The sequence below is a fragment of the Stenotrophomonas sp. LC732 genome (assembly GCF_052446685.1).
In the GTDB taxonomy this organism is placed as follows: domain Bacteria; phylum Pseudomonadota; class Gammaproteobacteria; order Xanthomonadales; family Xanthomonadaceae; genus Stenotrophomonas; species Stenotrophomonas muris.
The window spans coordinates 3,123,879-3,136,810 of record NZ_CP199214.1 but is presented as its reverse complement, the minus strand read 5'-3'; the positions used below and the strand labels follow the sequence as shown (position 1 = coordinate 3,136,810).

Here is a 12,932-nt window from a genome sequence, read left to right as displayed (position 1 = left end):
GGTCAATTCACCAGCCGCCGGGACGCCACTGCAGCTGCGCGTCGTGGGCCTGCAACCAGGCCTGCAGGGGAGCTGCGATGACCACGTCGGCGGCGGCAAGCAGCTGCGCTCCATCGAAGACCAGCGGCAGCTGGCCGCGTCGCCAGGGGGCAAGGTGTTCGCGTTGCAGGCAGTCCTTCAGCGCATGCGAATGCTGGCGACCGGGCAGCAGGATGCGTTCGCCGCCCACACGCGCACGGACCTGGAGCGGCCGTTCGAAGGCCTCGGCGCCGTGCAGGTGCAGCTGACCGCCATCGGGCAGCGCCAATGGCGCGCGTCCATCCCATCCGGCCTGCCAATCATGGGGAAGCGCCGGCAGTTGCGCGGGCAGGAGATAGGCATGATCGCGCCATTGCTGGATGGCATGATCGTGCCAGCGCACCCGCGCCTGGCGATCGTTGCTGGCTGGCAGCAGCTCGTCCAGCGCCTGCTGCAGCACCGTGGCCGGCAGTGGGGCGGCCCCATGGCCGATCACCCAGGCACGCAGCACGCGCGCGGCGCGGCCCGGTGACACCTGGCGCAGCAGCTGCAGCGACAGCACACGCGGTGCCACCTCCAGATGCACGATCAGCTCGGCGTCCTCCTCGTCCAGCAGTTCGCGGGTCTGCCGGCAATGCAGGGCGCTGCCCGCCAATGCCGCGGCGGCGTGCGGCCAGCGCTGGCGCAGCAACGGCAGCACCTGCAGGCGCAGGAAATTGCGATCGGCGTGGTCGTCGGCGTTGCTGGGGTCTTCAACCCAGCGCAGCGCGTGCTGGTGCGCATAATCGAGCAGCGCACGGCGCGGCACCGCCAGCAGCGGTCGCCACACACGGTGTTCGCCTACGCGGCTGTCTGCGGACATCGCGGCAAGACCATCGACGCCGGAGCCACGCAGGGCACGCAGCAGGAAGGTCTCGGCCTGGTCGTCCAGGTGCTGCGCCAGCGCCAGTGTTTCGCCGTCGCGCAGTTCGGTGGCGAACGCGGCGCGTCGCGCCTGCCGTGCTGCGCCTTCCAGGCCCAGGCCCGATGTGGGGTCGATCTGCACGCGATGCACGGCCAGTTCGATGCCCAGCGCTGCGCATTGCTGCTGGCAATGCAGCACCCAGTCGTCCGCATCGGGGTGCAGGCCATGGTGCACGTGCACCGCGCGCAGCGCCGTGCCGGAGGCCTTGGCGCAGCGCCACAGCCAGTGCAGCAGCACGGTCGAGTCGACACCGCCGCTGTAGCCCACCAGCAGTGGCGCATCCAGCGGAACGAGGGCAGGGAAGGCAGTCACGGCGGCAAGTATAGGGTTGCTCGGCAGGGCTGCGCCCTGCACCCGCTACGATCCAGAGCAACGGCAACAGCAACAGCAGAAGCTGGTTTCCTGAGGGTGGGCGGGGTGGGTCCGGTTGCGGGGGCCGCTGCAAGTACGTCCATGTAAGCTCGGTCGCCGCATCCATGCGGCTCACGCCCCCGCAACCGGACCCACCCCGCCTTCGACAGTTTCCTGCGAACTGTTGGACGTGCCGATGGGGTCAGATCCGTTTTCCTGCGGAAAACGGATCTGACCCCGATTTATTTCGATATCTGACAGATGTGTCGACCAAGGTCGACACCTACCAACAGCCGCCGGAAAACTGTCGAAGGCGGGGCACTGTGGGTTTGCGGGGTGTGAGCCGCATGGATGCGGCGACCAAGCCCCCAGGGACGGGTTTACGGCGTCCCCGCAAACCCACAGTGCCCCGCCATCCCACGGAACGCACGCTGTTGCTGTTGCTTCGGCCGTGGCCGTTGCTATTGCTCTGGCGTGTAGCAGGTGCAGGGCGCAGCCCTGCCGAAAAACCTACTTCACCCGACGGCCCGCGCGGTCGATGCGGAACCACTCTCCGCCTTCCATCGGCGTGTGGCCATCGGCATCCGGCGTGCCGCGCCGACAGCCGTTGCAGACCTCGGCCACGCCATCCTGGAACGGCCACCCGAAATCGTAGGTGCCGGGCACCACCTGGCGGAACGTCAGGTCGAAGTAGCCGACGCGGTTGCCGACGCGGCCGCGCAGCAGGCCTTCCTGCGGTGTTTCCGGGCCGTTGTCCCAGGTCAGCACAGGCAGGCTGCGGCCCTTGCGGTCGACGTAGTGGAAGCCCTGGTCGGCATACACCACGGCCAGGCCGTGGTCGTCGTAGTTCAGGTCCTTCAGCGCATCGGCGCTGATCTTCGGCCGGTGATCGACCACCTCGCAGTTGGGCAGCGGCCACAACCCGTGTTCGTCGGTCAGCAGCTTGCAGGCCGGCGCCTGCGCCAGCGCGCTGGAACCGGCCAGTACGCCGAGCAGGACCAGCGACCGCGCGAAGCGGCCGCGGTCGAGGCGGGCCTGCCGCACGATCACTTGGCCTCGGCCTTGCGCTCGAAGGCCGTCGGTGCCGGCAGCTGCACCGGCACGCCCTTGTCATCGCAGGTGCCGGCCTGGCACAGGCGCTCGCGCAGGGCCGGGGTGGCCTGCACGATCATGTGGTAGATCGCGTTCTGTTCCAGCGTGCCGCGGATCGCCTTGCTGCCCGGGCCACGCGCCCAGATGCCGACATCCTCACCACCGTGCGATTCGGACTTCATCGGCACCAGTGCTTCCTGCATGTAGTCCGGATGCTCGGTGTCGACCTCGCGCAGGTTCGGGCGGCCGTTGGCCGGTTCGAAGCTGCTCGGGTTGTGCGGGTAACGCTTCGGGCCGGCCGGCTGCTGGTTGCTGCTGCCGGTATGGCCCGGGCCGTTGGCATAGCTCAGCGTGGTGTACGGCTGGCCGGTGCCGTCCAGCGCGTAGTCCAGCTTGCCGGCACCATCTTCGCCGCCCTTGTCCTTCACCTTGCCCAAGATCGGATTGCCACGTGCCGGGTAGCCGACGAAGTTCAGCGTATGCGAGTGGTCGGCGGTGACGATGATCAGGGTGTCGTCGGCCGAGGTCAGCTCGTTGGCCACGCGCACCGCGTCGGACAGCGCCACGGTCTCGGTCAGTGCACGGAAGGCGTTGCCGCTGTGGTTGGCGTGGTCGATGCGCGCGCCTTCGATCATCAGCACGTAGCCTTCCTGGTGCCTGGCCAGATTCCTGATCGCTGCAGCCGTCAGTTCGGCCAGGCTCGGCTCACCGCCCGGATCCTGCGGGCGCTCGTATTCGTAGCGCATGTGGTCCGGTTCGAACAGGCCGAGGATGGCCGGCGCATTGGCGGCCGCCGCCAGCTGCTTGCTGTTCCACACGTAGGCACCCTGCGGGTGCGCCTGCTGCCATTCCTGCACCAGGCTGCGGCCATCCAGGCGCTGGCCGACCTTGTCGTCGTATTCCGGATCGCGCTCTTCCACGGTGGTGAATTCACCGCGACCGCCGCCGAGAGCGACCAGCGGGCCGCGCCCATAACGCGAGGTCGACAGCAGCTGCTGTGCGATGTCCTTGCAGCCTGCAGCCTTGGCCGCTTCAGTCAGGTCGGTGTCGTTTTCCCAGTTGCGCTCGGGCGAGTGCGCATAGGTGGCGGCGGGGGTGGCATGGGTCAGGCGCGCGGTGGACACCACACCGGTGGCCAGGCCGGCGCTGTCGGCCAGCTGCAGCCAGGTCAGCAGGCCCTTGGACAGGCTGTCGGCGCAGTCGGTGCGGCTGCCGGCGCTGACACCGATCGCGCCCATGTGGGTCTTCACGCCGGTGGTGATGGCGGTCATGGTGCCGGCCGAATCCGGCGTCTGCGAATCGGTGTTGTAGGTCTTGCTGAACGCCGTGGCCGGGAAGCGCTCCCAGGACAGCAGGTTCTCCTCGCCCGAGCCACCCTTCTGCTGGCCTTCGTAGATGCGCGAGGCGGCCACGGTGGTCAGGCTCATGCCGTCGCCGAGGAACAGGATGACGTTCTTCGCCTTGCCGGACATCGCGCCGTTGGCGGCGGCCTGGGCGGCGCCACTGCGGTACCACCATTGCGGGGTCTCGCCGGCCGGATGGGCGACCGGGTCGACGGCGACCTTCAGGCCGGCCGGGGCAGAGGCGGGGGTGGTGCTGGCGCAGGCGCCCAGCAGCAGGGTGGTGGCGCAGGCGGCCAACAGGGAGACGGAACGGCGCATGGACGCTGGGATCTCACAAACTGTAACGGGACGTTCATTATGCCCGCCCCTGCAAGGCACGCCGATGACACACTGATTTGCCGGCCGGGCGGTCGTTCTGCGGGCCGCCTTGGGCTATCGTGCCAGCATCCCTTCCTTCCCCTCTGGATTGCCTATGAAGCTGGTCTCTGCCTGGCTGCGGATTCCATTCTGGCAGCGCGTGGTCGGTGGCTTCGTGCTCGGCGCGCTGGCCGGCTGGGCGCTTGGCCCGGCCGCGGAAACGTGGTTCGGCCCGCTCGGTGAGCTGTACGTCACCCTGATCAAGATGATCGCCGTGCCGCTGGTGTTCTTCGCGGTCATCAACGCAATCTCGTCGCTGCACGGGCAGAAGTCGGTCGCCGCGCTCAGTGGCCGCACCTTCCTGTGGTTCGTGATCACCGCGGCGCTGGCGGTATGCGTTGGGCTGGGCGTGGGGACCGTGCTGCAGCCCGGTGCCGGCGGGCTGCAGCTGACAATGGCCAGCAACTACGTGCCGCGCGAAGTGCCCAGTGTGGTGCAGGTGCTGCTGGACGTGGTGCCGGCCAATGTCTTCTACGCGCTGTCCGGCATCGGTACCAAGGTCAATGCGGCCGGTGAGACTGTGCTGGCGGCCGGTCGCGGCTCGATCCTGCCGGTGATCTTCTTCGCAGGCCTGGTGGGCTTTGCCATCGTCAAGCTGGGCGAGAAGGTGACCGAGGCGCGCAAGCTGGTCGGCCAGATGAGCGACATCATGATCCAGGTGACCCGCTTCGTGCTGGAAGTCACCCCGATCGGTACCTTCGGCCTGATCGCCGGCCTGGTCGGCAGCTATGGCTTCGAGAAGCTGCTGCCGCTGGGCCATTTCGTGCTGGCCCTGTACGTGGCCTGCGCCCTGCACATCGTGGTGGTCTACAGCGCGCTGCTGCTGGCGCACGGCCTGAACCCGCTGAAGTTCTTCCGCGGCGCGGCGCCGGGCATGCAGGTGGCCTTCGTCAGCTCGTCCAGCTTCGCCGCGATGCCGGTGGCGCTGCGTTCGATCACCCACAACCTGGGCGTGAACAAGGACTACGGTTCGTTCGCGGTGCCGCTGGGCGCCAGCATCAAGATGGATGGCTGCGGCGCGATCTATCCGGCGCTGTGCGCGGTGTTCATCGCGCAGTACAGCGGTGTGCCGTTGACCCCGGAGCAGTACGTGGTGGTGCTGATCGCCTCGGTGCTGGGCAGCTTCGGTACGGCCGGCGTGCCGGGTACCGCGGTGATCATGGCCACGGTGGTGCTGAGCGCAGCCAACCTGCCGCTGGAGACCATCGGCTATCTGTATGCCATCGACCGCATCCTCGACATGATGCGCACGATGACGAATGTGACCGGCCAGATGCTGGTGCCGGTGATCGTGGCCAAGGAAACCGGGCTGCTGGACCAGGCGGTGTATGACAATCCGTCCAGCAATGTGGGCGTGGACGATCCTGACCCGACACCGCCACGCAGCTGAGGTTGCGTGGAGATGAAAGGCCCGCCCTGACCGGCGGGCCTTTCGTTTGGGAGATGGCTGACGCGCTGCCGACCGTGGTAGATCCACGCCATGCGTGGATGGAGGCGGTGCCGACCAAGGTCGGCAGCTACCCACCATTACGCGGGCCCAACAAAAAAGCCGCTGCAGGGCAGCGGCTTTGCTTTGCGTATCAGGCGGCGCTGTGACGCCAGCCGGTCAGAGGTCGACCCGGCGGGCCTGCATGAACTTGTTGCCCCAGTAGCCACTGAGCAGGGTGTCCACGCGGACGTCCTTGCCCGAGCTCGGCGCATGCAGGAAACGGCCATCGCCGACGTAGATGCCGACGTGGTCGACGCGGCCCTTGCGGCCGAAGAACACCAGATCACCCGCGGCCAGCGCGGTGCGGTCGTTGATCAGTTCGGCATTGTCATCGTGGGCCATCTCGCGCGAGACGCGCGGAAGTTCGATGCCCAGGGCCGAACGGAACACATAACCGACCAGGCCGCTGCAGTCGAAACCGCTGTCCGGGTTGCTGCCACCCCAACGGTACGGGGTGCCCAGCAGGGTCATCGCGCGGCGCAGCAGCGACTGCACCTTGCCGTTGTCGGCGGCGGTGCCGACGACGCTGCCATTGGCGGCGCTGCTGGTGTCGTAGTTGGCGAGCAGGCGGCTGAGGTCGCCGGCCACCACGGCCGAGCGGTCCATCAGCGGAATGGTGTCGTTGGCGGCCAGGTGCGGCAGCAGGGCGGCCAGCGTGGCACTGGCGGCGGCATCGACGCGGCTGCGCTGCGGAGCGGCAGCCTCGGCCTTGGCGGCCGGTCGGGCGGTGCTCTCGGCCACCGGGGCCGGGGTCACATCGGAACGGTTCGGAGCAGTCTGCGACCAGGCCGGAAGGCTGGTCAGACACAGTGCCAGGCCAAGCAACAGCGGGCAGGCACTACGTGAAGATACGGAAGTCTGGCCTTCGCTTTTCAGGTCGTCAGTCGTCACGCGTCGGTCACAGGAAAAAAACGATGGGGCATCATGCCCTGTAAAAGCGCGGATAAGTTAAAAATTCCGTTAGTAATTCGTTAGTTGCACAGTGATGTTCGTCACAGTTTTGAATATATCGCCTGTTCATTTTAGCGAAGGACGCGTTTCGCCCCTGTGTAGTGGTCCTTCCAGTAGGGACCGCTGAGCGAGTCCAGGCGCACGGTGCCGCCGGTGCTCGGCGCATGCACGAAACGCCCTTCACCTACATAAATACCGACGTGGGTGACGCTGCCGCGGCTGCCGAAGAACACCAGGTCGCCGGTGGCCAGGCGCTGCGGGTCGATCTTCGGGCCCTGCACCGCCGCCAGGTCGCGGGAGGTGCGCGGCAGCCGCAGGTCCAGCATCTCGCGATAGACATAAGCGACCAGGCCGCTGCAGTCGAAGCCCGAATCCGGGGTGTTGCCGCCATAGCGGTAGGGCGTGCCGACCAGGCTGATGGCGCGCATCAGCACCGAGTTGGCAGCCTCGGGGTTGTCCGGCACGGTCTTTGGCCAGTTCGCCGTGGGCGGGGGCGGGGCCGGGCGGGTGGCCTTGCCACCGCCACAGGCGGTCATCAACAGGGGCAGGGCCAGCAGCAGGGCCGGGGCGAGAAACCGGCGCTGGCCGGACGAAACTGGCGTGATGTGCATGATCTCCGGATAATGCGCCACCTTGGATTGGCCGTCATGATGGCGGCGTCCCCGCCGGGCGACAACCCGCCCCAACCCGCCTGCCTCCGGCAGATCCAGACAGAGTTGCGCATGAAGATCGAAAAAGACCGCGTTGTCCGCTTCCACTACACCGTTTCCGAAGTCGGCCAGGAGCCGATCGAATCGTCCAAGGACCGCGGCGAGCCGCTGGCGATCCTGATCGGTCACGGCAACATCATCCCGGGCCTGGAAAACGCCATGATGGACAAGGAAGCCGGCGCGACCTTCAACGTCGACGTCAAGGCGGCCGATGCCTACGGCGAGCGTCGTGAGGGCCTGTCCCAGCGCGTGCCGAAGAAGCACTTCGGCAATACCAAGCTGGCGCCGGGCCAGCAGGTCGTGCTGCAGACCAACTTCGGCCCGCGTGCGGTGACCGTGCAGAAGGTCGGCATGAGCGTCGTCGACGTTGACCTGAACCATCCGATGGCTGGCAAGGACCTGCACTTCGACGTCGAAATCGTCGACGTGCGCGAAGCCGGCAAGGAAGAGCTGGACCACGGCCACGTCCACGGCGACGGCGGTCACCAGCACTGATCGCAGCGCGATCGTGATGGCAGCAATGGCCCGCTTCGGCGGGCCGTTGCGTTTCTGGAACACGCCGCGGCCATCCATGGTGCACGGGCCGGCGGCATAATGGCGGACCTGCCTGACGGACGCCCCGTGAACGCCGCTTCTCCTTCCCTGCAGCCGGTGGCTTCCGGCGAACGCATCGCCGTGCTGGACGTGCTGCGTGGTGCTGCGCTGCTGGGCATCCTGCTGATGAACATCGAGGCTTTCAGCGGCCCGCTGGACCTGGCCTTCACCGGCATTGACGTGCACTGGCGGGGCATCGATTACTGGGCCGACGCCTTCGTCTATGTGTTCGTGCAGGGCAAGTTCTTCACCCTGTTCTCGCTGCTGTTCGGTGCCGGCTTTGCGGTGATGGCACAACGCGCCGAGGTGGCCGGGCGCGACTTCACCCCGTTCTACCTGCGCCGCAGCGCCGGCCTGCTGCTGATCGGCCTGTGCCATGCACTGCTGGTCTGGTCCGGCGACATCCTGGTGATGTATGCGCTGGTCTCGTTGCCCTTGCTGGCCTGCCGCGAGGCGCCGCGCAGCTGGCTGCCGTGGATGGGCGTGATCGTCTACCTCGGCGGTGTAGCGATGATGCTGCTGGTGGGTGCGATGGTGTCGATGGCTTCGGCCGAAGAGGTGCAGGGCATGCTTGCCGAGGCGCAGCAGAGCATCGACCTGCAGCGGCAGGTGTACGGGCAGGGCAGCTGGGCGCAGGCCACTGTGCAGCGCCTGAGCGAGTTCGGCACCTCGATGGGCGCGTTGCTGATCAGCGGCCCGGAAGTGCTGGGCATGTTCCTGCTCGGCAGCTGGTTCGCCGGCAGTGGCGCGCTGGCGACGCCGGAGCGCTTCCCGCGGCTGTACGCGTCGCTGCGCTGGATCGCACTGCCGCTGGGGCTGCTGGTCACGCTGCTGGGGGTTGCCTGGAAACCCTACCTTGCACCCGGCGCCTACAACCTGCCGGTGACCGCGGCGATGGCCCTGGTCACGGTTGGCGGGCTGCCGATGTGCCTGGGCTACCTGGCGTGGATCGTGCACTGGCGCACGCGGCTGGCGTGGCTGGCGCCGGTGGGGCGCATGGCGTTGACCCACTATCTTGGCCAGTCGCTGCTGTGTACCTGGACCTTCTACCACTACGGCCTGGGCAGGTTCGAGATGATGCCGCGCAGCGTGCAGCTGCTGTTCGCGCTGCTGTTGTTTGCCGTGCAGGTGGCTGTTTCGCACGCGTGGCTGGCGCGCTTCCGCTTTGGTCCGATGGAATGGCTGTGGCGTGCAATGACCTACCGGCAGTGGCCACCGATGCGGCGCAGGACGAAGCAGGGGTGAGCGATGAGCGCGCACGCGCTGTGCTGATCGGCCGCGCGCCCGCGCATCCTCACGTCTGGCCTGCAGCGGGGCATGGCATGCTCGGCGTCAGCATGAGCGCCGGCATCGGCCAGCGGATCGCCGATCTCGTCTGCGGCCACACGCCAGCGATCGATCCTGCCCCTTACCGACCCGAGCGATTCCGATGAGCACTGCATCCTATGATTACGACCTGATCGTCCTTGGCGGCGGCTCCGCCGGCCTGGCCGGTGCGATCCGCGCCGCGCAGCATGGCAAGCGCGTGGCAATGCTGGAACCCGGCGAACTGGGCGGAACCTGTGTCAATGTCGGCTGCGTGCCGAAGAAGGCGATGTGGCTGGCGGCCGACCTGCACGAGCGCATCGGCCTGGCCAATGCGATGGGCTTCGATGTCGAGGCACGCCCGGCGCTGTCGTGGAAGGAACTGGTGATCCATCGCCAGGCCTACATCAGCAACATCCACACCAGCTACCACAAGCGCCTGGACGAAACCGGCGTGGTGCGCATTCCGGCACGTGGCCATCTGCTTGATGCGCACACCGTGGCCTGCAGTGATGGCGTGCACTACAGCGCCGAACACATCCTGATCGCCACTGGCGCGCATCCACTGCGTCCGGATATTCCCGGCGCGGAGCTGGGCCTGGTCTCCGACGATTTCTTCGACCTGCGTGCGGCGCCGGCCGAGGTGGCGATCATCGGTGGTGGTTACATCGCGGTGGAGCTGGCTGGCCTGCTGCAGGCGCTCGGCAGCCGCGTGAGCCTGCTGGTGCGCGGCAAGCGCCTGCTGGAGCGCTTCGATTACGAGCTGACCGATCAGCTGGCCGAGAACCTGAAACAGCAGGGCGTGCGGATCCATTTCGACTATCGCCTGCGCGAACTGCAGCGCGATGGCGAGCGCGTGCGGGCGTTCGGCCATGACGGCCCGATCGACAGTGTGTTCGATGCGGTGTTCTTCGCTGCCGGCCGCCGCGGCAACAGCCGTGGCCTGGGTCTGGAAGCGCTCGGCATCGACATCGGCGAGCACGAGCAGGTGCAGGTGGACGAGTGGCAGACCACCCGCGTGCCGAGCGTGCACGCGGTCGGTGACATCGCCGGCAAGGTCGGCCTGACCCCGGTGGCGGTGGCCGCTTCGCGGCGGCTGATGGACCGCCTGTTCGGGGGGCGCCCGCAGTCCAAAATGGATTACGAGAACGTGGCCAGCGTGGTGTTCTCGCATCCGCCGCTGGGCGCGGTGGGCATGAGCGAGGAAGAAGCGCGCCGGCGTTTCGACCAGGTGAGCGTCTACCACAGCCGCTTCCGCCCGATGCTGCAGGCGCTGGCCAATGGTACCCAGCGCAGCCTGTTCAAGATGGTCTGTGCCGGTCCGGAAGAACGCGTGGTAGGCATCCACCTGCTGGGCGAAGCGGCCGACGAGATCCTGCAGGGCTTTGCGGTGGCGGTGAAGATGGGCGCGACCAAGGCCCAGTTCGACGACACCGTGGCGATCCACCCGACCTCGGCCGAAGAAGTGGTGCTGATGCGCTGAGCCGGGATGTTGTGGGGCCGAGCCCTGCTCGGCAGCCTTTCGCCCCGGCCTGGCGACGCCGAGCGCAGGCTCGGCTCTACAGGGCAGCGGGCGCCCCCATGCGACAATGAGCGTCCCCCACGCCTTACCGGGCCGCTCTGCGCGGCCCGCCGTCGTCCTGATGTCCACTCCCGCTTCCCGCATCGCCACTGCTTCCCCACGCATTGCGCTGGGCGGCATCGGCCTGGCCGCGATCGGCGCCATCGCCGCGTCGGGCAAGGCGATCATCGTCAAGCTCGGCCTGCGCCACGGCGTCGATGCCACCACGCTGCTCGCCCTGCGCATGCTGATGGCGCTGCCCCTGTTCGCGTTGATGGCAGCGTGGGCCGCGCGCCGGGCCGAGCCGTTGTCCTGGGCCGACCGTGCCCGCGTGCTGTGGCTGGGCTTCACCGGCTACTACCTGTCCAGCCTGCTCGACTTCCAGGGACTGCAGTACATCAGCGTGACCCTGGAGCGGCTGATCCTGTACTTGAACCCGACCTTGGTACTGCTGATCAACGTGCTGCTGGCGCGCCAGCGGCCGGGCCGCTGGCAGATCGGTGCGCTGGTGCTGAGCTACCTCGGCGTGCTGCTGGCCTTCGGCCACGATCTGCAGCGCGAGGGTGGGCAGATCATCGTCGGCAGCCTGCTGGTGCTGGGCAGTGCCCTCAGCTATGCGCTGTACCTGTTCGGCAGTGGGCAGGTGGTCGCGCGCATCGGTGCGGTGCGGCTGACCGCCTATGCCAGCTGCGTGGCCAGCGTGCTGGTGCTGCTGCATTTCGCGGTGACCCATCCGCTGCCGCTGCTGTGGCAGGCACCGGCGCCGGTGCAGTGGCTGTCGTTGGTCAATGCCACCGTGTGCACGGTGCTGCCGGTGCTGGCGATCATGCTGGCGGTGCAGCGCGTGGGTTCGTCGCTGGCCGCGCAGGTCGGTATGCTGGGCCCTGTTTCCACCATCGTGATGAGCCTATGGCTGCTCGACGAACCGATGGGGCCGGCGCAGATCGCCGGCACCGTGCTGGTGCTGATCGGCGTTCTGCTGGTGACCCGCCTGCGGCGCTGACGCCGGAGCAGGCGCGTGCGCGCATCCTGGCGGTGATCCGCGCAATCCCGGCGGGGCAGGTGATGGGCTACGGCCAGGTGGCGATGCGCGCGGGCCTGCCTGGGCGTGCACGCCTGACCGCACGCATCCTGGGCCAGAACGACGACCCGGACCTGCCCTGGCACCGCGTGCTGCGCTCGGACGGGCGCATTGCCATGGAAGAAGGGTCGGCCGGCTGGCGCGAGCAGTCACAACGGTTGCGCGCCGAGGGTGTGCGGGTGGAGAACGGCCGGGTGCGGATGCCGGCGACCGATCCGGCGGCGGCGCTGGACGCAGCGGTGTGGGGCCCGGGCTGAGCACCGCTGGCGACTGAACAGGCCGGACCTGCGGGTCGCCAACAAGACACGATGCTGCGGCTATGATGGAGGCCGTTCCATGCCGGTGCTCCCATGTTCCCGCGACTGCCAACCGTCACCAAGGCCCTGCTGATCGCCAACGCGATCCTGTTCCTGCTGCAGCAGCCGTTCCTGCTCGGCATGCAGACCTTCGAGCCGTTCATGCTGCAACCGTTGCAGCAGGGCTTCGACGCGTTCTCGCCGGGTGGCAACTTCCAGCCTTGGCAGCTGCTGACTTACGGTTTCCTGCATGGCAGCTTCGGCCATCTGTTCTTCAACATGCTGGCGGTCTTCATGTTCGGCGCGCCGCTGGAGCAGACCTGGGGCGAGAAGCGCTTCCTGCTGTACTACCTGGTGTGCGTGGCCGGTGCCGGTGTCTGCCAGCTGCTGGTGGGTACGCTGCTGGAAAACCCTGCCACGGTGCTGGGCGCCTCCGGCGGCGTGTTCGGCCTGCTGCTGGCCTACGGCATGCTGTTCCCGAACCAGCGGGTGATGCTGCTGTTCCCGCCGATCCCGATGAAGGCGCGCACTTTCGTGATCCTGTTCGGTGTGGGCGAGCTGGTGCTGGGCATGACCGGCTGGCAGCCGGGCGTGGCCCACTTCGCGCACCTCGGCGGCATGCTGTTCGGCTGGTTGCTGATCCGCTACTGGCGCGGGCAGCCGCCGTTCAAGCGCCGCCCGCCCGGCCCACCGAAGCGCCCGAACCATCTGCGCAGCGTCAAATGATCCGAAGGATCATTTGACGCTGCAGGTGCCGACC

The 12,932-nt window shown here is 67.7% G+C and carries 13 protein-coding genes and 1 pseudogene; 9 read left to right on the top strand and 5 right to left on the bottom strand.

The window, feature by feature from the left end:
• Nucleotides 1-7 precede the first annotated feature (7 nt).
• The 3 genes from tilS to ACT6SE_RS15000 form a co-directional block, all read right to left on the bottom strand.
• Nucleotides 8-1,294 (bottom strand): tRNA lysidine(34) synthetase TilS, encoded by a 1,287-nt coding sequence (gene tilS, locus ACT6SE_RS15010; RefSeq protein WP_235319619.1) that lies wholly within the window; start codon nucleotides 1,292-1,294, stop codon nucleotides 8-10.
• Between the two features lie 549 nt (nucleotides 1,295-1,843).
• Nucleotides 1,844-2,383: a WG repeat-containing protein gene (locus ACT6SE_RS15005; protein ID WP_032960809.1), complete on the bottom strand. Its 540-nt coding sequence runs from the start codon at nucleotides 2,381-2,383 to the stop codon at nucleotides 1,844-1,846.
• Nucleotides 2,380-4,086, bottom strand: a complete 1,707-nt coding sequence (locus tag ACT6SE_RS15000) for an alkaline phosphatase (protein ID WP_046431863.1) — start codon at nucleotides 4,084-4,086, stop codon at nucleotides 2,380-2,382. The genes ACT6SE_RS15005 and ACT6SE_RS15000 overlap by 4 nt, the downstream gene beginning before the upstream one ends.
• 154 nt (nucleotides 4,087-4,240) lie before the next feature.
• Here ACT6SE_RS15000 and ACT6SE_RS14995 point away from each other — a divergent pair, with 154 nt between their 5' ends.
• On the top strand, nucleotides 4,241-5,575 hold the full coding sequence (locus ACT6SE_RS14995) for a dicarboxylate/amino acid:cation symporter (RefSeq protein ID WP_014647927.1): 1,335 nt from the start codon (nucleotides 4,241-4,243) through the stop codon (nucleotides 5,573-5,575).
• Nucleotides 5,576-5,628: 53 nt separating this feature from the next.
• Nucleotides 5,629-5,781: a hypothetical protein gene (locus ACT6SE_RS14990; RefSeq protein WP_153643432.1), complete on the top strand. Its 153-nt coding sequence runs from the start codon at nucleotides 5,629-5,631 to the stop codon at nucleotides 5,779-5,781.
• A gap of 10 nt (nucleotides 5,782-5,791) precedes the next feature.
• Here ACT6SE_RS14990 and ACT6SE_RS14985 read toward each other — a convergent pair whose 3' ends face one another.
• Nucleotides 5,792-6,565 carry a C40 family peptidase gene (locus ACT6SE_RS14985; RefSeq protein WP_046431862.1) on the bottom strand — a complete coding sequence of 258 codons (774 nt, stop codon included), beginning with the start codon at nucleotides 6,563-6,565 and terminating at the stop codon, nucleotides 5,792-5,794.
• A gap of 131 nt (nucleotides 6,566-6,696) precedes the next feature.
• Complete coding sequence (locus ACT6SE_RS14980) at nucleotides 6,697-7,236, bottom strand: C40 family peptidase (protein WP_026347086.1); 540 nt, start codon at nucleotides 7,234-7,236, stop codon at nucleotides 6,697-6,699.
• A gap of 111 nt (nucleotides 7,237-7,347) precedes the next feature.
• Between ACT6SE_RS14980 and ACT6SE_RS14975 the strand changes: the two genes are divergently transcribed.
• From ACT6SE_RS14975 to ACT6SE_RS14945, 7 genes and pseudogenes are all read left to right on the top strand, one after another.
• On the top strand, nucleotides 7,348-7,830 hold the full coding sequence (locus tag ACT6SE_RS14975) for an FKBP-type peptidyl-prolyl cis-trans isomerase (RefSeq protein WP_014647924.1): 483 nt from the start codon (nucleotides 7,348-7,350) through the stop codon (nucleotides 7,828-7,830).
• A 99-nt stretch (nucleotides 7,831-7,929) separates the two neighbouring features.
• Nucleotides 7,930-9,174 carry a DUF418 domain-containing protein gene (locus ACT6SE_RS14970; protein ID WP_041863671.1) on the top strand — a complete coding sequence of 415 codons (1,245 nt, stop codon included), beginning with the start codon at nucleotides 7,930-7,932 and terminating at the stop codon, nucleotides 9,172-9,174.
• Nucleotides 9,175-9,209: 35 nt separating this feature from the next.
• A pseudogene (locus ACT6SE_RS14965) lies at nucleotides 9,210-9,362 on the top strand (amino acid dehydrogenase); the annotation flags it as partial.
• The gene (gorA, locus tag ACT6SE_RS14960; protein WP_014647922.1) at nucleotides 9,359-10,717 is read left to right on the top strand and encodes a glutathione-disulfide reductase; all 1,359 of its coding nucleotides are present in this window, start codon (nucleotides 9,359-9,361) and stop codon (nucleotides 10,715-10,717) included. The pseudogene ACT6SE_RS14965 and the gene gorA, both read left to right, overlap by 4 nt.
• A 160-nt stretch (nucleotides 10,718-10,877) precedes the next feature.
• A complete protein-coding gene (locus tag ACT6SE_RS14955) occupies nucleotides 10,878-11,798 on the top strand; it encodes a DMT family transporter (RefSeq protein WP_014647921.1) in 921 nt (306 codons plus the stop codon).
• Nucleotides 11,705-12,133 (top strand): MGMT family protein, encoded by a 429-nt coding sequence (locus ACT6SE_RS14950; protein ID WP_401730001.1) that lies wholly within the window; start codon nucleotides 11,705-11,707, stop codon nucleotides 12,131-12,133. The genes ACT6SE_RS14955 and ACT6SE_RS14950 overlap by 94 nt, the downstream gene beginning before the upstream one ends.
• Nucleotides 12,134-12,226: 93 nt before the next feature.
• Nucleotides 12,227-12,898, top strand: a complete 672-nt coding sequence (locus ACT6SE_RS14945; RefSeq protein WP_014647919.1) for a rhomboid family intramembrane serine protease — start codon at nucleotides 12,227-12,229, stop codon at nucleotides 12,896-12,898.
• Nucleotides 12,899-12,932 lie beyond the last annotated feature (34 nt).

Coding starts and splice junctions, on each gene's coding strand:
- ACT6SE_RS15000 (WP_046431863.1), bottom strand. CDS start 4,086: ATGCGCCGTTCCGTCTCCCTGTTGGCCGCCTGCGCCACCACCCTGCTG.
- ACT6SE_RS14995 (WP_014647927.1), top strand. CDS start 4,241: ATGAAGCTGGTCTCTGCCTGGCTGCGGATTCCATTCTGGCAGCGCGTG.
- ACT6SE_RS14990 (WP_153643432.1), top strand. CDS start 5,629: ATGGCTGACGCGCTGCCGACCGTGGTAGATCCACGCCATGCGTGGATG.
- ACT6SE_RS14980 (WP_026347086.1), bottom strand. CDS start 7,236: ATGCACATCACGCCAGTTTCGTCCGGCCAGCGCCGGTTTCTCGCCCCG.
- ACT6SE_RS14975 (WP_014647924.1), top strand. CDS start 7,348: ATGAAGATCGAAAAAGACCGCGTTGTCCGCTTCCACTACACCGTTTCC.
- ACT6SE_RS14970 (WP_041863671.1), top strand. CDS start 7,930: ATGGCGGACCTGCCTGACGGACGCCCCGTGAACGCCGCTTCTCCTTCC.
- gorA (WP_014647922.1), top strand. CDS start 9,359: ATGAGCACTGCATCCTATGATTACGACCTGATCGTCCTTGGCGGCGGC.
- ACT6SE_RS14955 (WP_014647921.1), top strand. CDS start 10,878: ATGTCCACTCCCGCTTCCCGCATCGCCACTGCTTCCCCACGCATTGCG.
- ACT6SE_RS14950 (WP_401730001.1), top strand. CDS start 11,705: ATGGCTGCTCGACGAACCGATGGGGCCGGCGCAGATCGCCGGCACCGT.
- ACT6SE_RS14945 (WP_014647919.1), top strand. CDS start 12,227: ATGTTCCCGCGACTGCCAACCGTCACCAAGGCCCTGCTGATCGCCAAC.